This is a genomic window from Pantoea sp. Z09 (genome assembly GCF_022394795.1).
In the GTDB taxonomy this organism is placed as follows: domain Bacteria; phylum Pseudomonadota; class Gammaproteobacteria; order Enterobacterales; family Enterobacteriaceae; genus Pantoea; species Pantoea latae.
Genome location: NZ_CP092373.1, coordinates 2,545,163 through 2,566,439 on the forward strand (window position 1 = coordinate 2,545,163; position 21,277 = coordinate 2,566,439).

Below are 21,277 nucleotides of genomic sequence, written 5' to 3' on the forward strand. Positions count from 1 at the left end.
GGATATGAGGGCGAGTTCAGGCTTTTTCTAGCGTACACAGCAGTGGATGCTGATTCTCCCGCGCGTACTTGTTCACCATGGCGACTTTGGTCTCCGCCACTTCGGCGGTAAACACACCGCAGATCGCTTTTCCATGGTAGTGAACTTTCAGCATCAGTTGCGTTGCACGTTCAACATCATAAGAAAAGAACTTTTGCAGAACGTCAATAACAAATTCCATAGGCGTATAATCGTCATTGTTCAGGATGACTTTATACATAGAGGGCGGCTGGAGCCCCTCTTTCGCTTTGTCTTCGGCCAGGTGTTCAAAATTAAGCCAGTCGTTAGTGTTTGCCATAATGTTCCGTTGAAATTCTGCACATCGATACGGACGATTAGCTGTCCATACGTAGAGTTTAACACGCCTGTCAAGGGACCCACCGCCGCCGCGTTTTTAAGCGAAAAAACCGCACGCGACCTGCATCACAAAATTTGCAATAGCGTTAACTGCCTCAAATTTTGACGATTTTATGCCGGCGCTCTCCGGCGGTTTGCTTGACGCCAGGGGCCCTTTCTCTACATTCTACAGACACAAGCTGATTGAGTTTTAAACAAACTCGACCCCAGCTTTAATTTACTCACCTGATTATCAAAATGTCTTGCGAGGGAAGTAAAAGCATGGAGACGGGTACTGTTAAATGGTTCAATAACGCCAAGGGCTTCGGCTTTATCTGTCCGATTGGTGGCGGAGAAGATATCTTCGCGCACTACTCTACGATTCAGATGGATGGTTACAGAACATTAAAAGCCGGCCAACAAGTTCAGTTTGACGTTCATCAAGGCCCCAAGGGCAATCACGCCAGTCTGATCGTGCCGGTGGAGGCTGTGCAGCACGCCTGAACGGCACTCCCCCATTCTGAACGCTCCCCCAAAAAATGCCAGCCGTGTCGCTGGCATTTTATTTTATTGCGCACGTGCGGTTAATCCGCCTTGCCGCGCGCCAGCCACATCACGCGTGAAAACATCTGGCGCATCAATGGCGGCATCGCCTGCTCGCCGCGCTCGGCGGCGGCCATCGCCACGGCGATCGCCAGCTCCGGCTTGGAGGCGTGCTGAAGGGCATGGGTAATAATACGCCTCGGGCTCATCGCCGCGTTTAACGGCAGGTGCGCCATCTGCAAATAGACCTCTTTGAAGCCGGCGCTGAACAGGAAATGTTCCATATCGTGCGCCGGCAGCTGCGTCAGATGGTGGTCGCTCTCCTCATGCGGCTGAAGCTGACTGCGCGCCGTGGCGACATATTTGTTGCCAGCGTCGTCGCCGTCGGTCAGCACATGCCAGGCGATGCCCATGCGCGCGGCGAACTTCAGCAGCGGCTTCAGGCCGGACTGCGCGAACTCGATCACCTTTACTCCTTCCGCCGCGAAGTGGTAGCCGCACTGGCGCGCCAGCTCGTTGATGATCCACACCTCGGTTTCGCCCTCAACCAGCAGCCAGCAGCGGGCGAACAGCGCCGAGGGACGATTGACGCGAATATGAAAGCCGATGCGGCGGCTCTCTTCGGCGCTCAGCCCCTGAGGGCCGATGCGCCAGGCGGCGACGCGTGCGGGTTCGCGCACCAGCCGACAGACGTTCTCCACCGGCGTCAGCGACAGCAGCTCGCCGGAGTTGGTGGTGGCGATTTTCTGCAGCGGCATCAGCTCCAGCAGATTCCAGGTGACCGACAGCATAATCGGATGCAGCCGGGTTTCGGGATCTTCGATCAGCAGCAGCGGCCGCGCCTCGGGCGAGAGCGCCGCCGCGCCGCGCGCCTGCGCCAGCAGCACGAACATACGCAGCAGCACAATCTGCCGACTGCGCGAGTCGGTTTCGCCCATCAGCTGATTAAGCCGATCCAGCGCACGCCAGCCGTGTGCGCCGTCGCGCCTCTGCGGATCGCTGCGCTGCGCCTGGCCGTCAGCAGGCTGCAGCACCAGAAAGTAGTGCTCCATCAGCTGCTGCATCGTCGCGACGCCCTGGCGCAGCGTCTCGTCGCTAAGCTGATGCGGCTGCGACGCCAGCTGGCGCGTCAGGCTGGCGATATCCGTCGCCAGCGCACGCTGCGCATCGCCCTCGCGCTCATCATGGCGCAGCCGCCGGCTAAAGCGCGCGTCGCGCAGCCGCAGCACCGGATGCCGCCGCACCAGCTCGCCGATGGCCGCTTCGCTGCCCGCCAGCGGCAACAGCTCGCCGTCCGCGCGCAAAAAGCGGCGCGAGTCGCTGACCCCGTCGTCACGCAGCCGTGCGCGGGTGCTGAAGTAGAGCCGCCGCGCGCCCTGCGCGTCGTGCTGCCAGAACGGCGAGAAGGCGTCTGCCTGCTCGCTGCCGTCGTCGCGGAAATGAAGCACGATCTGCAGCCGCCGCGTCGGGGCCGCGCCGTTGCCGGGCGTGAAGTGAAAGTCGTGACGGGTAAAGGCGTAGCGCGTCTCCTGCGGCGCCAGCAGCAGGCTCAGGGCGTCCAGCAAACTCGATTTGCCCCAGGCGTTTTCGCCGATCAGCAGGTTGGTCTGGGTGAGCGGCAGCGACAGATGGCTAATGCCGCGAAAGCCGGTAATCTCGATATGTTCCAGAATCATGGGCATCCCTCCTCAGGTTCAGCCAGGCCGCGGTGATACAAGTGTTTACTCCTTCAGGCTTTTTCGCTAGCGTGTCGCCACTCTCTGTAAGGAAACGCATCCGTTATGTACTCTGGACTTCTTATCATTCTGCTGCCGCTGGTGCTGGGCTGGCTGCTGCCGCTGCGTCAGCCCGCCGTGTTACGCCTCGTTAATCGCCTGCTGGGCTGGATGGTCTACATCATCCTGTTTTTTATGGGCATCAGCCTCGCCTTTCTCGATAACCTTAGCCGCAATCTGCTTAGCGTGTTTCATATCGCGCTGGTGAGCGCACTGGCGATCCTGCTGTGTAATCTGCTGGCGCTGCGCCTGCTGGAAAAAAAACGCCCCTGGCATCATCAGCATAAGCAGGAAGCGCTGCCGTCGCGGCTGCGCATGGCGCTCGACTCCCTGACCCTGTGCGGCGTGGTGGTGCTGGGCTTCCTCGCGGGGCTGACGCAGTTCCCCTTGCTGCGCCACGCGTCGACGGCCAGCGAGTACGCGCTGATCTTTCTGCTGTTTCTGGTGGGCGTGCAGCTGCGCGGCAGCGGCATGACGCTGCGCCAGATCCTGCTTAACCGACGCGGCATGCTGGTGTCGCTGGTGGTGCTGCTGAGCGCGCTGCTGGGCGGCGCGATTGCCGCCGCGCTGCTGGGGCTGCCGCTGAAAACCGGCCTGGCGCTGGCCAGCGGCTTCGGCTGGTATTCCCTTTCCGGCATCCTGATGACCGAGGCGTTCGGCCCGGTGATCGGCAGCGCCGCCTTTTTCAACGATCTGCTGCGCGAGCTGATCGCCATTATGCTGATCCCGGCGCTGATCGCCCGGCACCGCTCCAGCGCACTGGGCCTGTGCGGCGCAACGGCGATGGATTTCACCCTGCCGGTGCTGCAGCGCGCGGGTGGCAACGAGATCGTGCCGGCGGCCATCGTGCACGGCTTTGTGATGAGCCTGCTGGCGCCGCTGCTGATCGCCTTTTTCTCTGCCTGAGGCGCAGCGCACTTTTTCACGGCTGCGCGCGCGCAACCTCGACTACGCTTCTCTTTTTGTCCGCCATCGGGACGATGGCTTGCAGCCAGAGGAGAAGAGAATGAAGCAGACCGTTGCGGCGCTGATCGCCAAAACGCTGGAAAACGCGGGCGTGAAACGCATCTGGGGAGTCACCGGCGACTCCCTGAACGGGCTGAGCGACAGCCTGAACCGCATGGGCACCATCGAGTGGATGCCGACGCGCCATGAAGAGGTTGCCGCCTTCGCCGCAGGCGCCGAGGCCCACGTCAGCGGCGAGCTGGCGGTGTGCGCCGGCTCGTGCGGGCCGGGCAACCTGCATCTGATCAACGGCCTGTTCGACTGCCACCGCAACCGCGTGCCGGTGCTGGCGATCGCCGCCCATATTCCCTCCAGCGAAATCGGCAGCGGCTATTTTCAGGAAACCCATCCGCAGGAGCTGTTTCGCGAGTGCAGCCACTACTGCGAGCTGGTCTCCAGTCCCGAGCAGCTGCCGCAGGTGCTGGGCATCGCGATGCGCAAGGCGATCCTGAATCGCGGCGTTTCCGTGATCGTGCTGCCGGGCGACGTGGCGCTGAAGCCGGCGCCAGAGAGCGCCACCGCCGCGTGGTATCCGCCGCTGCTGCCGCAGGTGCTGCCGCAGGAAGCGGAACTGGCGCAGCTGGCGCAGAGCCTCAACGAGGCGGGCAATATCACGCTGCTGTGCGGCAGCGGCTGCGCCGGCGCTCATGACGAGGTGGTGCAGCTGGCGGAGACGCTGAAGGCACCTATCGTCCACGCGCTGCGCGGCAAAGAGCATATCGAGTATGACAACCCCTATGACGTCGGCATGACCGGCCTGATCGGCTTCTCTTCCGGCTATCACGCCATGATGAATGCCGATACGCTGCTGCTGCTCGGCACTAAATTCCCCTATCGCGCCTTCTATCCCGAAAAAGCGAAAATCATTCAGCTCGATATCAATCCCGGCAGCCTGGGCGCGCACTGTCATGTCGATCAGGCGTACGTTGGCGCGGTGAAGCCGACGCTGCAGGCGCTGCCGCGGCTGGCGCAGAAAAGCGACCGTCATCATCTCGACAGCGCGCTGGAGCACTACGCCGACGCGCGCAAAGGGCTGGACGAGCTGGCCAACGCCAACGACAAACAGGCGATCCATCCGCAGTATCTGGCGCAGCAGATCAGCCACTACGCCAGCGACGACGCCGTGTTCACCTGCGATGTCGGCACGCCCACCGTCTGGGCGGCGCGCTATCTGAAGATGAACGGCCGCCGTCGCCTGCTCGGCTCCTTTAATCACGGCTCAATGGCCAATGCGATGCCGCAGGCGATCGGCGCGCAGGCGCTCGACCGCCTGCGTCAGGTGGTGGCGCTGTGCGGCGACGGCGGCTTCAGCATGCTGATGGGCGACTTTATCACCCTGGCGCAGCTCAAGCTGCCGGTGAAGCTGGTGATCTTCAACAACAGCGTGCTGGGCTTTGTCGCCATGGAAATGAAAGCGGGCGGCTACCTTACCGACGGCACTGAGCTGGATAATCCCGACTTCGCCGCTATCGCCGAAGCCTGCGGCATCAAAGGGTATCGCGTTGAGAAAGCGTCCGATCTCAACGGCGCGCTGGAGCAGGCGTTCGCCCATCCCGGCCCGGCGCTGGTGGACGTCATCACCGCCAAAGAGGAGCTGGCGATGCCGCCGCAGATCAAGATGGAGCAGGCGAAAGGCTTCAGCCTCTATATGCTGCGTGCCATTCTGAATGGTCGCGGCGACGAAGTGGTAGAGCTGGCGAAAACCAACTGGCTGCGGTAAAAGAGAAACAGGCCAGCGGGCATCTGGGTCCGCTGAAGATAGAGACAAGGTGCCTGCGCGGATAGCGTGGCCCGATCGCAAAGACGCAAAAAACGGCATCCCTGCCAGCTCGGCCCGCGCGCATACGCACCTCATCCCTGAGGTGCGCCCGTAAACGGGCCAACGCGCTGCGTTGTTCAAAAACGCTCCTGGCGTTTTTGTCCATGGCGCGGGACGCTTTGCTCCTCGGGCCACGCCATCCGCTCCTCACCCTGTGTGCCGTCTGTTCGGGCGTTTACGCCCGCTTTTCTTTTCTCAGGAGAGCCACGTGATCGATCTACGCAGTGATACCGTAACCCGGCCCAGCGCCGCGATGTTGCAGGCGATGATGGCCGCCGAAACCGGCGACGACGTCTATCGCGACGATCCCACCGTTATCGCGCTGGAGGCGGAAGCGGCGCGGCTCAGCGGCAAAGCGGCCGCGCTGTTCTTCCCTACCGGCACCCAGGCCAACCTGGTGGCGCTGCTGAGCCACTGCCAGCGCGGCGACGAATATATCGTCGGCCAGCAGGCGCACAACTACAAATATGAGGCGGGCGGCGCGGCGGTGCTGGGCAGCATCCAGCCACAGCCAATCCTCGCCGCCGCAGACGGCACGCTGCCGCTCGACGTCGTGGCGGCCGCCATCAAGCCGGACGATATTCACTTTGCGCGCACCCGCCTGCTCAGCCTGGAAAATACCCATCACGGCAAGGTGCTGCCGCTCGACTATCTCGCTCGCGCCTTTGAATTGAGCCGCGAGCGCAAGCTGGCGCTGCATATTGACGGCGCGCGCATCTTTAACGCGGTGGTGGCGCAAAACGTCACGCTGGAGGCGATCGCGCGCTACTGCGACACCCTGACCATCTGCCTGTCGAAAGGGCTGGGCACGCCGGTGGGCTCGCTGCTGTGCGGCGATGAAGCCTATATCGACAGCGCGCGCCGCTGGCGCAAAATGACCGGCGGCGGCATGCGCCAGGCGGGGATTCTGGCGGCGGCCGGCCTCTATGCGCTGCAGCACAACGTGGCGCGGCTGAAAGAGGATCACGACAACGCCGCCTGGCTGGGCCAGCAGCTGCAGCAGGTGGGCGTCGAGGTGGTGGATCAGCAGACCAATATGCTGTTTGTGCGCGTGCCCGCCGAGCAGGTCGAGGCGCTAAAAAGCTGGTTCGCCCAGCGCGACGTGCTGCTTAGCGTCGGGCCGGTGACGCGCATCGTTACCCATCTGGATGTCGATCGTTCTGCGCTGGAGCAGCTGGTGGCGCACTGGAGAGCCTTCCTGCAGCGTTAATCGCCGTATCTCTCCAGCAGCGCCCTGGCGATCGCCAGGGTTTCCGCGTCCGGCAAACCGCGATAGTCCGCCGGACGAAAATGCATCTGAAACGCCGCGATCAGCTGCTGCTGCTGGCGCGGCGTGGTCGCACCGCTCACGTCATAGCCGTAGCGCGACAGCGCCGACAACAGCTTTTCTGTCTCAACCGGAGCCTGCGCCGCGCGGCCCGCTAAGTAGTGCTGCACGCGCGCTGCCTCTGGCCAGGCGCCGATGCCCTGCTGCGCCAGCTGGCGCCAGGGAAACAGCGGACCGGGATCCTGTTTGCGCTGCGGCGCGATGTCGCTGTGGCCGACGATCTGCACCGGGGCGATGGCGTAGCGCTGAGTGATATCTTTCAGCAGCGGGATCAGCGCGGCGATCTGCGCCGCGCTAAAGGGCTGCCAGTCGCGCCCGGTTAGCGTGCGCGTATAGCCGCGATTCACCAGTTCGATGCCGATAGAGGTGTCGTTGATATGCGTCGCGCCGCGCCAGTAGCTGGCGCCGGCATGCCAGGCGAGCTGCGCCTCCGGCACCAGCTGCCACACCACCTGTTTGCCGGCGCGCTGCGGCGGCTGGCGCGGGATCAGATAGTGGGCGCTGACGTCGCGATCGGTCAGGGTCGCCAGCGACGAGGGAAAATCTTCGGCTGTGTAGTGAATAACGAGGGTTTTGATACGCGGCCTGGCGCCGTAAGCGGGATGCTGCGTATCGACCCAGTAGCCCTGCCGCGACTCCAGCCCGCTGTGGCAGCCCGCCAGCAGCAGCAGCGACAGCGCCGCCAGCCGCCGCCTCAACGCAGGATCACCGCCGTGCCGGAGACGCTGACCATCAGCATGCTGCCATCTTTGCCGACGGTTTCATAATCGATATCGATGCCGACCACCGCATTGGCGCCCAGCGATTTCGCCTGCGCTTCCAGCTCTTCGAAGGCGATTTCACGCGCCTTGCGCAGCTCTTTCTCGTAGGCGCCGGAGCGGCCGCCAACCACATCGCGAATACCGGCAAAAAAGTCGCGGAAGATATTAGCGCCGAGGATCGCCTCGCCGGTGACGACGCCGCAGTAGTCGCTGATGCTGTGTCCTTCCAGGGTGGGCGTAGTGGAAAACTTCATCGCTCTCTCCTTCTATGAAATGGCGTGCAAGGCTCTTTCAACTAAAAAGCACGGCTATACTCTATGCTAAAAATAGCGCTTTGCCAGAGAACAATAAGGAAATCGAGATGAGAAACAAAGCCTTTGCGCTGCTGATCCCCACCGCGCTGCTGCTCTCAGCCTGCACCACGGTCGAGCCGGTGATTAAGGACAACGGCCCCCGCAGCGCGCCCTGCGTCGACGGCGGCCCGGACAGCGTCGCGCAGCAGTTTTACGATCTGCGCCTTCAGCAGCCGACCCCAGGCCTGCCCGGCAGCGATCAGCTGGCAAAATATCGCCCCTACCTGAGCGAACGTCTCTACCAGGCGTTGCAGCAGGCCGGCAGCCAGAGCGGCAACGCCTCGGCAGCGTGGCGCAGCGGCGATCTCTTCTCCAGCCTGCCGCAGGGCCCGACCGCCGCCAGCGTGGCGGACAGCTCCACCATTCCCAACCGCGACGCACGCAATATTCCGCTGCGCGTCGAGCTGAGCCGCGACAACAAAAGCTGGCAGGATGAGGTGCTGATGATCCGCGAAGGCACCTGCTGGGTGGTGGACGACGTGCGCTACGTCGCCGACTGGCCCCATCCGGGCGGCGGCACCCTGAGCCAGACGCTGGAGCAGGCGAGAAAATAACCCCTGTTTCCTGACGCGCGCCGCTCTCCAGCGGCGCGTTTTTTTGCCCATGGCGACCTGCGCGGAATGGCGCGATATTGTGCTACGCTTTACCTGTTTCGCTGCAGTTTAATAAATTTTAACCCACTTCATTTGCATAACTATTCTGGTGCGGTTAAGATTCGCGGCACTAATGGCTATTCAAAATTTGCGCATGAGTATTCAACTAAACGGGATTAACTGCTTTTACGGCGCCCATCAGGCGCTGTTTGACATCAATCTGGATTGCCCGCAAGGCGAAACGCTGGTGCTGCTCGGCCCAAGCGGCGCGGGAAAAAGCTCACTCCTGCGCGTGCTTAACCTGCTGGAGCAGCCGCGCTCAGGCAGCCTGAAAATTGCCGGCAACCATTTTGACTTCAGCAAAACGCCGTCTGACGCCGCCATTCGCGAACTGCGTCAAAATGTCGGTATGGTGTTTCAGCAATATAATCTCTGGCCGCACCTCACCGTGGTGCAGAACCTGATCGAAGCGCCGTGCCGCGTGCTGGGCCTCAGCAAAAGCGAGGCGCGCGCCCGCGCCGACAAGCTGCTGGAGCGCCTGCGCCTGACGCCCTATGCCGACCGTTTCCCGCTGCACCTTTCCGGCGGCCAGCAGCAGCGCGTCGCCATCGCGCGCGCCCTGATGATGGAGCCGCAGGTGCTGCTGTTCGACGAGCCGACCGCCGCGCTCGATCCCGAAATCACCGCGCAGATCGTCAGCATTATCCGCGAGCTGGCCCAGACCAATATTACGCAGGTGATCGTCACCCACGAAGTCGAAGTCGCCCGTAAGACCGCCAGCCGCGTGGTCTATATGGAGAACGGCCATATCGTGGAACAGGGCGACGCCAGCCGATTTACACAGCCGCAAACCGAGGCGTTTGCACATTATCTTTCGCATTAAGTCAGGAAGCTCCCAATGAAAAAAATCGTACTTGCTGCACTGCTTGCTGGTCTGAGCCTGAGCGCGTCGGCGGCGCAGACTATTCGTTTCGCCACCGAAGCCTCCTATCCTCCGTTCGAGTTCGTCGATTCCAGCAACAAGATCCAGGGCTTTGACGTCGATCTGGCGAACGCGCTCTGTAAAGAGATGGACGCGACCTGCACCTTTACCAATCAGGCGTTCGACAGCCTGATCCCGAGCCTGAAGTTCCGCCGCTTCGACGCGGTGATGGCCGGCATGGATATCACGCCGGAGCGTGAAAAACAGGTGCTGTTTAGCCAGCCCTACTATGACAACTCCGCGCTGTTTATCGCCCAGAAAGGCAAAGTGGCCGATGTGGCTGCACTCAAGGGCAAACGCGTCGGCGTGCAGAACGGCACCACGCACCAGAAATACCTGAACGATCAGCATGGCGATATCACCACCGTGCCCTACGACAGCTACCAGAACGCGGTGCTGGACCTGAAAAACGGCCGTATCGACGCGGTGTTCGGCGACACGGCGGTGGTGAACGAGTGGCTGAAGCAGAACGCGAATCTGGCGGCGGTGGGCGACAAGGTCACCGATAAAGCCTACTTCGGCACCGGCCTCGGCATCGCCGTGCGTCAGGGCAACAGCGATCTGCAGGCGAAGTTCAACGCCGCGCTGGCGAAGGTGAAGGCCGACGGCACCTACAAAACCATCTACAGCAAATGGTTCCAGCAGTAATTACCGATGAGTGAGTTCTATCCTCTCGCCAGCGCCGCCGGCATGACCGTCGGCCTCGCTATTTGCGCCCTGATCGCCGGCCTTGCGCTGGCGATGATTTTTGCCGGCTGGGAGTCGCTGCGCATCAAGCCGCTGGCGTGGATCGGCACCGCGCTGGTGACCCTGATCCGCGGCCTGCCGGAAATCCTGGTGGTGCTGTTTATCTATTTCGGCGCCTCGCAGCTGCTGCTGCTGCTCTCCGACGGCTTTACCCTGAATCTCGGCCTGTTCCAGCTGCCGGTGCAGGTTCAGATCGAAAACTTCGACGTCAGCCCCTTTCTGTGCGGCGTGATCGCGCTGGCGATCCTCTACTCCGCCTACGCCTCGCAAACCCTGCGCGGCGCGCTCAAGGCGGTGCCGCAGGGACAGTGGGAGTCGGGCCAGGCGCTGGGCATGAAGAAATCGGCGATTTTTCTGCGCCTGATTATGCCGCAGATGTGGCGCCACGCGCTGCCGGGCCTTGGCAACCAGTGGCTGGTGCTGCTGAAGGATACCGCGCTGGTCTCGCTGATCAGCGTCAACGATCTGATGCTGCAGACCAAAAGCATCGCCACCCGCACGCAGGAGCCCTTTACCTGGTTTCTTATCGCCGCGGCGATCTATCTGGTCATTACGCTGCTGAGCCAGGCGGTGCTGCGTCGGATTGAGCTGCGCACCACCCGCTTCGAGCGAGGGGAGAGCTAATGCTGAGCTACCTGCCTGAAATTCTTAAAGGGTTACATACCAGCCTGACGCTGACGCTGGCGTCGCTGCTGGTGGCGCTGGTGCTGGCGCTGCTGTTCACCGTGGTGCTGTCGCTGAAAACCCCGCTGCTCACGCCGCTGGTGAAGATCTATATCACTCTGTTTACCGGCACGCCGCTGCTGGTGCAGATCTTCCTGATCTACTACGGCCCCGGCCAGTTCCCCAGCCTGCAGAGCGTTCCCTGGCTGTGGCATCTGCTGTCGCAGCCGTGGCTCTGCGCCATGCTGGCGCTGTCGCTCAACAGCGCCGCCTACACCACGCAGCTGTTTTACGGCGCGATGCGCGCCATCCCGTCGGGCCAGTGGCAATCCTGCGCCGCGCTGGGCATGAACCGCAAAGATACGCTGCGCATCCTGCTGCCCTACGCCTTTAAGCGTGCCCTCTCCTCCTATTCCAACGAGGTGGTGCTGGTATTCAAAGGCACATCGCTCGCCTACACCATTACGCTGATGGAAGTGATGGGCCACGGCCAGCTGCTCTACGGCCGCACCTACGACGTAATGGTGTTCGCCGCGGCCGGTCTGGTCTATCTGGTGGTGAACGGGCTGCTGACGCTGATGATGCGGCTGATTGAGCGACGCGCGCTCGCGTTTGAGCGCAGAAGTTAATAACCAGGCGAGCAATGCTCGCCTTTTTAATTTTTTACTCACAAATATTGCATAAAGATTCATTTACTGGCATCGTGTCAACCGTTCCGCCTCTGGCATGGTTTTCAGGAGTCACACAATGAAAAAATGGATCCTTGCCGCCGCGCTGGCGACTCTGGCAATGAGCGCCCACGCGGCGGAGACAATCCGCTTCGCCTCTTCCGCGACCTATCCCCCGTTTGAATCGCTGGATCGCGATAACCAAATCGTCGGCTACGATATCGACCTGGCGAAAGCGCTCTGTCAGCAGCTGAAAGCGGAGTGCACCTTCACCAACAACGCCTTCGACAGCCTGATCCCGTCGCTGAAATTTCGCCGCTTCGACGCGGTGATCTCCGGCATGGATATCACCGACGAGCGCAGCAAACAGGTGGACTTCACCCAGCCTTACTACGCCAACTCCGCCGTGGTGATTGCGCGTAAGGGTAAATTCAGCGACTTCGCCGCGCTGAAGGGCAAACGTATTGGCGTGGAGAACGGCACCACCCACCAGAAATATCTGCAGGAGAAGCATCCTGAGATCGCCACCGTCGCCTATGACAGCTATCAAAACGCGATTCTTGATATGAAAAACGGTCGCCTGGATGGCGTATTCGGCGACACCGCCGTGGTCAATCAGTGGCTGAAGACCAACAGCGACTTAGCGCCGGTGGGCGAGCACGTCACCGACAAGGCCTATTTCGGCACCGGTCTGGGCATTGCGGTGCGCAAAGGCAACGCGGCGCTGCGCGACCGTCTGAACGACGCGCTGGCGACGCTGAAAAGCAACGGCGCCCTGCAGCAGCTGAATCAAAAATGGTTTCCTGAGTAACGCCATTATGGGCCAGCGGACGAAAGTCTGACCGGTTCTGCACGCTCCTCAGTTCAGGCTGTCAGGACGCTGGCCCACCCTCTCTTTCCGCGCCACGGCGCGTCAGCAGGCAGAGCACCTCAAAGTGCGCGGTGTGCGGAAACATGTCGAACAGCTGCACGCGCGTGACGCGATAGGCCGCCAGCCGCGCGATATCCTGCGCCATGCTCTCGGGATTGCAGCTCGAGTAGAGGATAGTCTGCGGCGCCATGCGGCTGAGATAGTCGCACAGCGCGGCGCCGATGCCGCGCCGCGGCGGATTGACCAGCACCAGATCGGGCACCGCGTCGCGCCCGGTGGCGAAAGCGGTTGAGTCGAGCGCGGCAAAGTTCACCTTCTCCAGTCCCAGCATTTGCGCCGAGCGCTGTGCGCAGGCGATCGCCTCGGCGCTGATCTCAATGCCGGTCAGCTGCATCTGCGGCGTGGCGCAGTGCAGGCCGAAGCCGCCAACGCCGCAAAACAGATCCCACATGCTGCCGACGTTCAGCGCATGCACCCAGTCGCGCGCCGTGGCGTAGAGCGCGGCGGCCACCTGCGGGTTAGTCTGGAAAAAGCTTTGCGGCCGGATCCAGAGCGGCACCTGGTTAAAGCTCTCCGCCAGCGACTGCGCCGGCGTCAGCGCAATCTCCTCATCCCCTTCGAGAATCGCCATATGCACCGGCTGAATATTGGCCGAGATCACCTGAAGCTGCGGCAGCTGCTGCTGCAGCCACGGCAGCGCGGCGCGCAGCTGATCCAGCTTCGCGCGCGAGCGCAGCACAAAGCGCAGCATCATGCCGCCCTGGGTGCTTTCGGTCAGCAGCAGGAACTTCAGCTCGCCGCGCCGGCGCGCCACGTTATAGGGCGTCAGGCCCGCGCGGGCGATAAAGGGCCTGATGGCAGCGAACACTGGCGCGAAGCTGGCCGGATAGAGCGGACAGGCGCTGAGATCCACCGCCGTGCCGTCGCGCTGCACCATGCCGAGCACCGGACGTTCGACGCTGCCGCTGACCACCATCTTCGCTTTGTTGCGGAACGCCTGCTGCGCCGAGGTCACCGGCGGCAGCCACTCTCCAACCGGCTGCTGCGCCAGCAGCGCTTCGAGCCGCGCCTGTTTGTCGTGCAGCTGTTGCGAATAGGGTTTTTCCAGCCACTGGCATGAACGGCAGCGGTCGGCGTCATAGAGCGCGCATTGCATCGGGTAAGGCCTGTAATAATCGTGGGAGGTCGGGCGGAGCGCGATTGTATCACCGCTTACGGAAAAATGCGCGGCTGCCGGCGGGGACAAACAGCAGCCCCAGCACCAGCAGGTCGGGCAGCTTTTGCATCAGGGTATGATGGATGATTTGTGCGTTGCTGGCGCCGCTGATGCTGAAAATCTCCGGGTAGACGGCGCCGGTCGACGCCAGCAGCATATAGAGCAGCACCACCAGCTGCGTCGCCGCAAAGCCCCAGCGCCCGCGGTTGCTGCCGCGCAGCAGCAGAAAGGCGCAGCGCAACTCATAAAAGAAGATCAGCTGGCTGGCGATAAAGATCAGGGTAGAGTCCCAGGCCTGAGCGCTGCGATGAACGAAGTTGGCAATCTCCTCAAGCCCCAGCTCGTTGGCCAGCATCAGCACGCTCAAACAGCGCGTGGCGATAATAGCGATGCCCGCCACCGTCACCGGTACAGGCGCGAGAGAGATAAAATCGCTGTTCTTCAGGGTTTCCGACATCGGCAGGCTCCGTCACCACGCGTAGACGGGCGGCACCATCCGCCCGTCTTTATAGTGGCAAAAGTTACGGATTTCAGCCACGTCTGGCTTTCTGAATATCGCGAATACGCTGTTTTTCTTCGTGCGCCATCCAGCGCCAGGCGATAAAGCCCACCAGCCCGACGACAAACAGGATCAGCGACGCCAACGCGTTGATCTCCGGGTTCACGCCGCGCCGCACGGTGGCGAAGATCGCCATCGGCAAGGTGGTGGCGCCCGGTCCGGTGACGAAGCTGGCGATCACCAGATCGTCCAGCGACAGCGTAAAGGCGAGCAGCCAGCCGGTGACGATCGCCGGGGCAATCATCGGCACGGTGATCACGAAGAAGACCTTCAGCGGCGTCGCGCCCAGATCCATTGCCGCCTCTTCAATCGAGCGATCCAGCTCGCGCAGGCGCGAGTTGATCACCACCGCCACATAGGCGGTGCAGAAGGTAACGTGCGCCAGCCAGATGGTGAGCATGCCGCGATCGCTCGGCCAGCCGAAGGCGTTACCCATGGCGACGAACAGCAGCAGCAGCGACAGTCCGGTGATCACGTCGGGCATCACCAGCGGCGCGGTGAGCATAAAGGCGAAGCCGGTATGGCCGCGAAAGCGGCCAAAGCGCACCACCACCACCGCCGCCATGGTGCCGAGCACCACCGCCATGGTGGCGCTCAGCGCGGCGATGGTCAGGCTCAGCCCCACCGCGTCGAGCATGGCGCTGTCCTGAAACAGCACGCGATACCAGTGAAACGAGAAGCGCTCCCACACCGTCACCAGCTGCGAGCTGTTGAAGGAGTAGACCACCAGCAGCAGCATCGGCGCATAGAGAAACAGGAAGCCGCACGCCAGAATGGCGGTGCGCCACGGCGAGCGGATCGCAGGCAGCTGGTTCATTCCTTCTCTCCCATTTCACGGTTTTGATGCTTGTGGAACCAGACGATTGGCAGGATCAAAATCAGCAGAATAATCACCGCCAGCGCCGAGGCGACCGGCCAGTCGCGGTTGTTGAAGAACTCCTGCCACAGAATGCGGCCAATCATAATGCTGTCCGGGCCGCCGAGCAGTTCCGGGATCACGTATTCGCCTACCGCCGGGATAAACACCAGCATCGAGCCGGCAATAATGCCCCCTTTGGTCAGCGGCACGATCACGCTGAAAAAGGTTTTCAGCGGCTTCGCACCGAGATCGAGCGAGGCCTCCACCAGCGAATAGTCGATGCGCGTCAGCGCGGTGTAGATCGGCAGCACCATAAAGGGCAGATAGCAGTAAACGATGCCGATATAGACCGCCGTGTTGGTGTAGAGGATCACCAGCGGATGGTCGATGACGCCCAGCCACATCAGAAACCGGTTCAGGATGCCGTTGTTGTTCAGCAGCCCCATCCAGGCATAGACGCGCACCAGAAACGAGGTCCACGACGGCAGGATCACCAGCAGCAGCAGAATGGTGCGCATCGAAGGTTTGCTGTGCGCCACCGCCCAGGCGAGCGGATAGCCCACCAGCAGGCAGATCAGGGTCGAAACTGCCGCCACCTTCAGCGACTGCAGATAGGCGTCCACGTAGAGCGGATCGTCGGTTAGCGTCAGGTAGTTGCCGAGATTGAGCACGATGTTGAGCTGATCGTCCGCCCAGCTAATCAGCTCGGTATAGGGCGGAATGGCGCGCGCGATATCGGCAAAGCTGATCTTCAGCACAATCAAAAACGGCAGCAGGAAAAAGAGCACCAGCCAGACGTAGGGCAGCGCGATCGCCAGCTTGCGGCCGTGACGCATTTTCATGCGCGTCGCCCAGCGCTGCAGCGGCGTGCCGGCCAGGCGCGCGCGCACCGGCTTGCTGGAGTGAAAAAGTTGGCTCATTGCGTCTCCTTAAGCCGTCAGCACCACACAGCTGTCGACATCCCAGCAGAGGCGTACTTCGTCGCCCCAGGTCGGCAGCCCTTTGCGGAAGCGATGGGCGTTCTGCAGCTGGGCGCTGATCATCTGGCCGCTTTTCAGCCGCACGTGGAAGATGGAGAGATCGCCGAGATAGGCGATATGCACCACTTCGCCGACGGCGAAGTTGTAGCCGTCCGCCGGCACCTCGTCGCACAGCATCACTTTTTCCGGGCGCAGCGCGACGTGCACCGGCACGTTATCCAGCACCGAGACGTCGGAGTCGACCTTCAGCGGGTGCACCAGCCCGGGGCTGTCGATCACCAGACCATCCTCCTGGCGTTCGCGCAGCATGCCGTTAAAGACGTTCACCGAGCCGATAAACTCCGCGCTGTAGACGGTGGTCGGGTGCTCGTAAATCTCTTCCGGCTCGCCGATCTGCACGAATTTGCCGCGGTTCATAATGGCGATGCGGCCCGCCATGGTCATCGCCTCTTCCTGGTCGTGGGTCACCATCACGCAGGTGGCGCCGACGCGCTCCAGGATATCCACCACTTCCAGCTGCATCCGGTCGCGCAGTTTTTTATCCAGCGCGCCCATCGGCTCGTCGAGCAGCAGCAGCTTGGGCCGCTTCGCCAGGCTGCGCGCCAGCGCCACGCGCTGACGCTGGCCGCCGGAGAGCTGGTGCGGCTTGCGTTTCGCGAACTCCTGCATATGCACCAGCGCCAGCATCTCCTGCACGCGCGCGGCGATCTCGCCCTTCGGCAGTTTGTCCTGCTTCAGGCCGAAGGCGATGTTCTGCTCTACCGTCATATGTGGAAAAAGCGCATAGGACTGGAACATCATATTGACCGGACGCTGATAAGGCGGCACGTGGGAGAGGTCCTGGCCGTCCAACACGATCTGGCCGCTGGTCGGCGGCTCGAAGCCCGCCAGCATGCGCAGCAGGGTCGATTTTCCGCAGCCGGAGGCGCCGAGCAGCGCGAAAATTTCGCCTTTATAGATGGTGAGGCTGACGTCGTCGACGGCGTGCTGGCCGTCGAACGATTTGGTCAGATTGCGGATCTCCAGCAGCGGCGTTAACGCCTTTGCGGTTTTAGGTTGAGGACGAGGGATCGCGTCGTTCACTAACAGTTCACTCCGGTCTACGCGGAACGGCTGAGCCAGCCGCTAAAAAAAGGAAAACAGAGGCCAGCGCAGCGCCTCTGTTCCAGGTTGTTAACGTGCGGGTGCGCTAAACGCGGCTTATTTCCCGCTTTTTACGCGCGTCCACGCACGGGTGCGCGCGCGATCCAGCTTCGGATCCTGCACCTTCAGCACGAACAGCTTCGACATCGCCTCCGGCGTCGGGAAGATACCCGGGTTGTTGCGGATGTCAGCGTTGATCAGCGGCAGCGATGCCTTGTTACCGTTAGCGTAGGACATCTTGTTGGAAACGTCGGCAATGACTTTCGGATCCATGATGTAGTTCAGCCATTGATAGGCGGCGTCGAGTTTTTTCGCGTCTTTCGGGATCGCCATCATGTCGAAGAAGGCGAGCGCGCCCTCTTTCGGCACGCTGTAGGCGAGATGGACGCCGTTTTTCGCCTGCTCGGCACGGTTTTTCGCCTGCAGAATATCGCCCGACCAGCCGATGGCGACGCAGGTGTTGCCGTTTGCCAGATCGTTGATGTACTGCGACGAGTGGAAGTAGCGAATGCTGGGGCGCAGCTTCAGCAGCAGATCGGTCGCCGCGCCGGAGTAGTCTTTGGCGTCGCTGCTGTTAGGATCTTTGCCGAGATAGTTAAGCACGGTGGCGAAAATCTCTTCCGGCGCGTCGAGGAAGGAGACGCCGCAGCTTTTCAGCTTCTCGAGGTTTTCCGGCTTCAGCACCAGATCCCAGCTGTTGACCGGCGCGTCGGTGCCCAGCGCGGCTTTCACCTTGTCGACGTTATAGCCGATGCCGGTGGTGCCCCACAGGTAAGGGATGGCGTATTTATTGTCGGGATCGTGCTGCGCCACCTTCTTCATCAGCTCAGGATCGAGGTTTTTGTAGTTCGGCAGCTTGCTCTTGTCCAGCTCCTGGAACACGCCGGACTGCAGCTGACGCGCCAGAAAGCTGGAGGATGGCACCACCACGTCGTAGCCGGTGCTGCCCGCCATCAGTTTGCCTTCCAGCACCTCGTTGGAGTCGAACACGTCGTAGACCACTTTAATGCCGGACGCTTTCTCAAAATTGGGAACGGTGTCCGCCGAGATATAATCTGACCAGTTATAAACGTGCAGCGTTTTATCTTCCGCCATTGAGCCTGCAGAGGCGACCATCAGTACGCCAGCAATCGCACCTGACAACCATTTTTTTTGAATAGACATCTTTTTATTTCCTCCTGAGCGGATCATCACCACCGGGTCAACGCGGATCCCTGCATGGCAAGCTGTGCGCGAATTCAAGGACACAATGAATCAATATTCACTGAGAGTTTAATAGTAAAAACTGATACCTGCGCTGCGGATCCACGTCTCATGCAGCCCCGCAAGAATAGCCCCCCGACCCTGCCGCTGCCATACCCCAGCGTAAAAAACGCCTTTTAGCGACAGGTTATGCATGTTTGTGCTATGTGGTCTGGCAGGATTGGCATAAAGCACGAGAAATATCTGGCAGTAAAGGGCGAAATGCAGAATAAAAAATGGCGGCGCAAAAATAGAAACTGCCGCATAAAGCGGCAGTTAAAAAAGCAGGAAAATGGGGGGGCTTAGTGCAGCAGCGAATGGCTGAAGCTGACCGGCGCGCGCTCTTCTTCTTCGCCCATCATCAGCAGATTATTGGCGAACGCTTCCATGATCACCATCGAAACCTGCTCTTCGCTCTGCTTCATAAAGCTGGCGAACTGGCCAAAGGTCAGACCGGCGCTGGTTGCGAGGGACTGGCAGACAATCAGCTTTGGCAGATTATCATCCTGAATGTCGACAAAGGCTTTCACCGTCAGCGAGCTGGCGTTGATCTGCGACAGATCCCCGACCAGCGGGATCAGCGCCGTCGGCTTTACCTCCGCCAGCGCGGAGAAGAGAATGACGTTGTCGACCAGATCGATTTTGGCGTCAAACACCCCATCGAAATTTTGCATGTGCGGCAGATGAAGTGCCTGACAGGCATCACATTCGAACCAGGTGATATTTTGCTGATCCAGCCAGCGACGCAACAGGTCGATATCCGGAACGACAAGAGAATCCATCGTAGTGTCCCAAGGGGTGAATAAACAGGCGACTAAGCTTACGGAAAAAAAGGGCGGGACGCTACGAAAACCGCTGAAAAGCGCGCGTCAGCCGCCGGTTTTAAGAGTGAAGCCGGGCAAAGCGTTGCGCTCAATCCAGCCGATCATCAGGGCGGCGATATCGAGGCCGGTGGTGGTTTCGATCCCCTCCAGCCCAGGAGAGGCGTTGACCTCCATCACCAGCGGCCCGCGTCGGGCGCGCAGGATATCGACGCCCGCAACCGCCAGCCCCAGCGTCGTCGCCGCTTTCACCGCCATATCGCGCTCCTGCGGGGTGATCTCCACCGCGCGCGCGGTGCCGCCGCGATGCAGGTTAGAGCGGAAATCGCCCTCTTTCGCCTCGCGCTCAATCGCCGCCACCACCTCGTCGCCGATCACCAGACAGCGCAGGTCGCGTCCCTGCGCTTCCTGAATAAACTCCTGCACCAGAATATGGGCGTTGAGGCCGCGAAAGGCGTCAATGACGCTCTCCGCCGCCTGGCGTGTCTCCGCCAGCACCACGCCGATGCCCTGCGTGCCCTCCACCAGCTTCACCACCAGCGGCGCGCCGCCCACCATAGCGATCAGATCCTGAGTGTCGTCCGGCGACGAGGCGAAGCCGGTTACCGGCATATCGATCCCCTGACGCGCCAGCAGCTGCAGCGAGCGCAGCTTATCGCGCGCACGGGCGATCGCCAGCGACTCGTTGAGCGGATAGCTGCCGCACATCTCGAACTGGCGCAGCACCGCAGTGCCGTAAAAGGTAGTGGCCGGGCCGATGCGCGGGATCACCGCGTCGAAATGGCCCAGCGGTTCACCGCGATAGTGCACCGTCGGCGACGCTGGATTGATGTTCATGTAGCAGGAGAGCGGATCGATGACCTGAATCTCATGCCCGCGCCGCTCGCCCACTTCGCATAAGCGGCGGCAGGAGTAGAGCGTCGGATCGCGCGACAATATAGCGATTTTCATCATCGATCCTCGTGCCGGTTAGCGCGTTGCCCAGCCCTGCTGATGCAGGTAGTCAAGCATAAATGGGCGCGTCTCTTTGACGATCAGGCGCTGGATCAGCTCGCTCCAGGTTTCGCTGCGCTGATTGCTGTCGCGCTGCTCGTAGTAGATCGCCGTGCGGCTGTCGTAGTCGGCCAGCACCTGCGGATCGACCGGCTGGTAGCGGTTCTCATGCACCAGCATCGCCTGCGGCAGACGTGGTTTAACGTCGGGCACCGCGTCGGGATAGCCGATGCAGAAGCCGAACAGCGGCAGCACGAATTTCGGCAGGCCAAGCAGCTCGGTAACCTGCGCGATATTGTTGCGGATGCCGCCGATAAAGACGCCGCCCAGGCCGAGCGATTCGGCGGCGACCATGGCGTTCTGCGCCATCAGCGCGGTGTCGACGCAGCCGAGCAGCAGCTGCTCGGCGCGGCCCAGCTGCGCGTCCGGGCAGATTTGCAGATGACGGTTGAAGTCGGCGCAGAACACCCAGAATTCCGCCGCGTCCGCGACCCACTGCTGGCCGCCGGTCAGCTGAACCAGCTGCTGACGCAGCGCGGGATCGGTAATGCGCACAATAGAAGAGCACTGTAGAAAGCTGGAGGTGGACGCCGATTGCGCCGCGGCGATAATCGCCTCACGCTGTTCCGCGCTAATGGCCTGATCGGTAAAGGCACGAATGGAACGGTGGCTGCACAATAGATCGATAGTCGGTGTCATTAAGGTCTCCGGCGAGTCTTGTTGTTGTTAGTGGTGCGACCAAACAGCTGCGGCGCCATGGCTCGGGCGGTACGCCACATCATCAGCCAGGCGGCGGGCAGCATCAGCAGAATGCCCACCATCAGCAGCGCGGTCGCCAGCGTCTTGCTGTCGAGGTGCGCGGGCAGCGGTAGCCAGCGGTTAGCCAGCAGCAGCGCGCAGAGCGCCATTAGGCCGCCGAGCGCCTCCATCAGCAGCAGAGCTTTGGGTAAACGTGCCAGTGGGGTCATGGCGTTCTCCTGGG

General features: G+C 61.5%; 24 protein-coding genes. 10 read left to right on the forward strand and 14 right to left on the reverse strand.

Annotation, left to right across the window (positions count from 1 at the left end; genetic code table 11):
- Positions 1 to 16 precede the first annotated feature (16 nt).
- Complete coding sequence (gene clpS, locus MC269_RS12175; protein ID WP_033751321.1) at positions 17 to 337, reverse strand: ATP-dependent Clp protease adapter ClpS; 321 nt, start codon at positions 335 to 337, stop codon at positions 17 to 19.
- 320 nt (positions 338 to 657) lie between these two features.
- On the opposite strand from clpS, the gene cspD reads away from it, so the two are divergent.
- Positions 658 to 879 (forward strand): cold shock-like protein CspD, encoded by a 222-nt coding sequence (gene cspD / locus MC269_RS12180; RefSeq protein ID WP_081135917.1) that lies wholly within the window; start codon positions 658 to 660, stop codon positions 877 to 879.
- A gap of 80 nt (positions 880 to 959) precedes the next feature.
- Here cspD and MC269_RS12185 read toward each other — a convergent pair whose 3' ends face one another.
- A complete protein-coding gene (locus MC269_RS12185) occupies positions 960 to 2,594 on the reverse strand; it encodes an ATP-dependent endonuclease (RefSeq protein WP_239952568.1) in 1,635 nt (544 codons plus the stop codon).
- A gap of 105 nt (positions 2,595 to 2,699) precedes the next feature.
- On the opposite strand from MC269_RS12185, the gene MC269_RS12190 reads away from it, so the two are divergent.
- The 3 genes from MC269_RS12190 (at position 2,700) to ltaE (ending at position 6,727) form a co-directional block, all read left to right on the forward strand.
- The gene (locus MC269_RS12190; RefSeq protein WP_239952569.1) at positions 2,700 to 3,599 is read left to right on the forward strand and encodes a lysine exporter LysO family protein; all 900 of its coding nucleotides are present in this window, start codon (positions 2,700 to 2,702) and stop codon (positions 3,597 to 3,599) included.
- 100 nt (positions 3,600 to 3,699) lie between these two features.
- Positions 3,700 to 5,418, forward strand: coding sequence for a ubiquinone-dependent pyruvate dehydrogenase (gene poxB / locus MC269_RS12195; protein WP_239952570.1), 1,719 nt, complete (start codon positions 3,700 to 3,702; stop codon positions 5,416 to 5,418).
- A gap of 307 nt (positions 5,419 to 5,725) precedes the next feature.
- Positions 5,726 to 6,727 (forward strand): low-specificity L-threonine aldolase, encoded by a 1,002-nt coding sequence (ltaE, locus tag MC269_RS12200; protein ID WP_239952571.1) that lies wholly within the window; start codon positions 5,726 to 5,728, stop codon positions 6,725 to 6,727.
- Here the strand turns inward: ltaE and MC269_RS12205 are convergent.
- Positions 6,724 to 7,542 carry an N-acetylmuramoyl-L-alanine amidase gene (locus tag MC269_RS12205; RefSeq protein ID WP_239952572.1) on the reverse strand — a complete coding sequence of 273 codons (819 nt, stop codon included), beginning with the start codon at positions 7,540 to 7,542 and terminating at the stop codon, positions 6,724 to 6,726. The two genes, ltaE and MC269_RS12205, sit on opposite strands and share 4 nt — an antisense overlap.
- On the reverse strand, positions 7,539 to 7,859 hold the full coding sequence (locus MC269_RS12210; protein ID WP_081135931.1) for a heavy metal-binding domain-containing protein: 321 nt from the start codon (positions 7,857 to 7,859) through the stop codon (positions 7,539 to 7,541). Before MC269_RS12210 ends, MC269_RS12205 begins: the two co-directional genes overlap by 4 nt.
- Before the next feature lie 107 nt (positions 7,860 to 7,966).
- On the opposite strand from MC269_RS12210, the gene MC269_RS12215 reads away from it, so the two are divergent.
- The 6 genes from MC269_RS12215 to MC269_RS12240 all read left to right on the forward strand — a co-directional run bounded on the left by MC269_RS12215 (position 7,967) and on the right by MC269_RS12240 (position 12,422).
- A complete protein-coding gene (locus MC269_RS12215; RefSeq protein WP_081135933.1) occupies positions 7,967 to 8,512 on the forward strand; it encodes a lipoprotein in 546 nt (181 codons plus the stop codon).
- Positions 8,513 to 8,705: 193 nt separating this feature from the next.
- Positions 8,706 to 9,434 carry an arginine ABC transporter ATP-binding protein ArtP gene (gene artP, locus MC269_RS12220; RefSeq protein ID WP_239952573.1) on the forward strand — a complete coding sequence of 243 codons (729 nt, stop codon included), beginning with the start codon at positions 8,706 to 8,708 and terminating at the stop codon, positions 9,432 to 9,434.
- 15 nt (positions 9,435 to 9,449) lie between these two features.
- Positions 9,450 to 10,181, forward strand: a complete 732-nt coding sequence (gene artJ / locus MC269_RS12225; protein ID WP_081135937.1) for an arginine ABC transporter substrate-binding protein — start codon at positions 9,450 to 9,452, stop codon at positions 10,179 to 10,181.
- Between the two features lie 6 nt (positions 10,182 to 10,187).
- On the forward strand, positions 10,188 to 10,904 hold the full coding sequence (gene artQ / locus MC269_RS12230; RefSeq protein WP_239952574.1) for an arginine ABC transporter permease ArtQ: 717 nt from the start codon (positions 10,188 to 10,190) through the stop codon (positions 10,902 to 10,904).
- Entirely contained in the window at positions 10,904 to 11,572 is a 669-nt protein-coding gene (gene artM / locus MC269_RS12235; RefSeq protein WP_033751357.1) for an arginine ABC transporter permease ArtM, read from the forward strand. Before artQ ends, artM begins: the two co-directional genes overlap by 1 nt.
- Before the next feature lie 118 nt (positions 11,573 to 11,690).
- Positions 11,691 to 12,422: an arginine ABC transporter substrate-binding protein gene (locus tag MC269_RS12240; RefSeq protein ID WP_239952575.1), complete on the forward strand. Its 732-nt coding sequence runs from the start codon at positions 11,691 to 11,693 to the stop codon at positions 12,420 to 12,422.
- Positions 12,423 to 12,483: 61 nt separating this feature from the next.
- Here MC269_RS12240 and rlmC read toward each other — a convergent pair whose 3' ends face one another.
- The 10 genes from rlmC to MC269_RS12290 all read right to left on the reverse strand — a co-directional run bounded on the left by rlmC (position 12,484) and on the right by MC269_RS12290 (position 21,263).
- A complete protein-coding gene (rlmC, locus tag MC269_RS12245) occupies positions 12,484 to 13,638 on the reverse strand; it encodes a 23S rRNA (uracil(747)-C(5))-methyltransferase RlmC (protein ID WP_239952576.1) in 1,155 nt (384 codons plus the stop codon).
- 49 nt (positions 13,639 to 13,687) lie between these two features.
- The gene (locus MC269_RS12250; RefSeq protein ID WP_081135945.1) at positions 13,688 to 14,155 is read right to left on the reverse strand and encodes a YbjO family protein; all 468 of its coding nucleotides are present in this window, start codon (positions 14,153 to 14,155) and stop codon (positions 13,688 to 13,690) included.
- A gap of 73 nt (positions 14,156 to 14,228) precedes the next feature.
- On the reverse strand, positions 14,229 to 15,074 hold the full coding sequence (gene potI, locus MC269_RS12255; protein WP_081135947.1) for a putrescine ABC transporter permease PotI: 846 nt from the start codon (positions 15,072 to 15,074) through the stop codon (positions 14,229 to 14,231).
- A complete protein-coding gene (potH, locus tag MC269_RS12260) occupies positions 15,071 to 16,036 on the reverse strand; it encodes a putrescine ABC transporter permease PotH (protein WP_081135949.1) in 966 nt (321 codons plus the stop codon). Before potH ends, potI begins: the two co-directional genes overlap by 4 nt.
- Positions 16,037 to 16,045: 9 nt before the next feature.
- Positions 16,046 to 17,179 (reverse strand): putrescine ABC transporter ATP-binding subunit PotG, encoded by a 1,134-nt coding sequence (potG, locus tag MC269_RS12265; protein WP_094078471.1) that lies wholly within the window; start codon positions 17,177 to 17,179, stop codon positions 16,046 to 16,048.
- 117 nt (positions 17,180 to 17,296) lie between these two features.
- Complete coding sequence (gene potF / locus MC269_RS12270) at positions 17,297 to 18,403, reverse strand: spermidine/putrescine ABC transporter substrate-binding protein PotF (RefSeq protein WP_239952577.1); 1,107 nt, start codon at positions 18,401 to 18,403, stop codon at positions 17,297 to 17,299.
- A 380-nt stretch (positions 18,404 to 18,783) separates the two neighbouring features.
- Positions 18,784 to 19,263 carry a YbjN domain-containing protein gene (locus MC269_RS12275; RefSeq protein WP_033789230.1) on the reverse strand — a complete coding sequence of 160 codons (480 nt, stop codon included), beginning with the start codon at positions 19,261 to 19,263 and terminating at the stop codon, positions 18,784 to 18,786.
- Positions 19,264 to 19,350: 87 nt separating this feature from the next.
- Positions 19,351 to 20,253 carry a 30S ribosomal protein S6--L-glutamate ligase gene (rimK, locus tag MC269_RS12280; protein ID WP_239955113.1) on the reverse strand — a complete coding sequence of 301 codons (903 nt, stop codon included), beginning with the start codon at positions 20,251 to 20,253 and terminating at the stop codon, positions 19,351 to 19,353.
- Between the two features lie 18 nt (positions 20,254 to 20,271).
- Positions 20,272 to 20,994 (reverse strand): oxygen-insensitive NADPH nitroreductase, encoded by a 723-nt coding sequence (gene nfsA / locus MC269_RS12285; protein ID WP_081135955.1) that lies wholly within the window; start codon positions 20,992 to 20,994, stop codon positions 20,272 to 20,274.
- Positions 20,994 to 21,263 carry a DUF1418 family protein gene (locus tag MC269_RS12290; protein ID WP_081135957.1) on the reverse strand — a complete coding sequence of 90 codons (270 nt, stop codon included), beginning with the start codon at positions 21,261 to 21,263 and terminating at the stop codon, positions 20,994 to 20,996. Before MC269_RS12290 ends, nfsA begins: the two co-directional genes overlap by 1 nt.
- Positions 21,264 to 21,277: the final 14 nt, after the last annotated feature.

Bases quoted from the DNA above. Each gene is read 5' to 3' on its own strand.
- clpS (WP_033751321.1), bottom strand. From the start codon at position 337: ATGGCAAACACTAACGACTGGCTTAATTTTGAACACCTGGCCGAAGAC.
- cspD (WP_081135917.1), top strand. From the start codon at position 658: ATGGAGACGGGTACTGTTAAATGGTTCAATAACGCCAAGGGCTTCGGC.
- MC269_RS12185 (WP_239952568.1), bottom strand. From the start codon at position 2,594: ATGATTCTGGAACATATCGAGATTACCGGCTTTCGCGGCATTAGCCAT.
- MC269_RS12190 (WP_239952569.1), top strand. From the start codon at position 2,700: ATGTACTCTGGACTTCTTATCATTCTGCTGCCGCTGGTGCTGGGCTGG.
- poxB (WP_239952570.1), top strand. From the start codon at position 3,700: ATGAAGCAGACCGTTGCGGCGCTGATCGCCAAAACGCTGGAAAACGCG.
- MC269_RS12210 (WP_081135931.1), bottom strand. From the start codon at position 7,859: ATGAAGTTTTCCACTACGCCCACCCTGGAAGGACACAGCATCAGCGAC.
- MC269_RS12215 (WP_081135933.1), top strand. From the start codon at position 7,967: ATGAGAAACAAAGCCTTTGCGCTGCTGATCCCCACCGCGCTGCTGCTC.
- artP (WP_239952573.1), top strand. From the start codon at position 8,706: ATGAGTATTCAACTAAACGGGATTAACTGCTTTTACGGCGCCCATCAG.
- artJ (WP_081135937.1), top strand. From the start codon at position 9,450: ATGAAAAAAATCGTACTTGCTGCACTGCTTGCTGGTCTGAGCCTGAGC.
- artQ (WP_239952574.1), top strand. From the start codon at position 10,188: ATGAGTGAGTTCTATCCTCTCGCCAGCGCCGCCGGCATGACCGTCGGC.
- artM (WP_033751357.1), top strand. From the start codon at position 10,904: ATGCTGAGCTACCTGCCTGAAATTCTTAAAGGGTTACATACCAGCCTG.
- MC269_RS12240 (WP_239952575.1), top strand. From the start codon at position 11,691: ATGAAAAAATGGATCCTTGCCGCCGCGCTGGCGACTCTGGCAATGAGC.
- rlmC (WP_239952576.1), bottom strand. From the start codon at position 13,638: ATGCAATGCGCGCTCTATGACGCCGACCGCTGCCGTTCATGCCAGTGG.
- MC269_RS12250 (WP_081135945.1), bottom strand. From the start codon at position 14,155: ATGTCGGAAACCCTGAAGAACAGCGATTTTATCTCTCTCGCGCCTGTA.
- potI (WP_081135947.1), bottom strand. From the start codon at position 15,074: ATGAACCAGCTGCCTGCGATCCGCTCGCCGTGGCGCACCGCCATTCTG.
- potH (WP_081135949.1), bottom strand. From the start codon at position 16,036: ATGAGCCAACTTTTTCACTCCAGCAAGCCGGTGCGCGCGCGCCTGGCC.
- potF (WP_239952577.1), bottom strand. From the start codon at position 18,403: ATGTCTATTCAAAAAAAATGGTTGTCAGGTGCGATTGCTGGCGTACTG.
- MC269_RS12275 (WP_033789230.1), bottom strand. From the start codon at position 19,263: ATGGATTCTCTTGTCGTTCCGGATATCGACCTGTTGCGTCGCTGGCTG.
- rimK (WP_239955113.1), bottom strand. From the start codon at position 20,253: ATGAAAATCGCTATATTGTCGCGCGATCCGACGCTCTACTCCTGCCGC.
- nfsA (WP_081135955.1), bottom strand. From the start codon at position 20,994: ATGACACCGACTATCGATCTATTGTGCAGCCACCGTTCCATTCGTGCC.
- MC269_RS12290 (WP_081135957.1), bottom strand. From the start codon at position 21,263: ATGACCCCACTGGCACGTTTACCCAAAGCTCTGCTGCTGATGGAGGCG.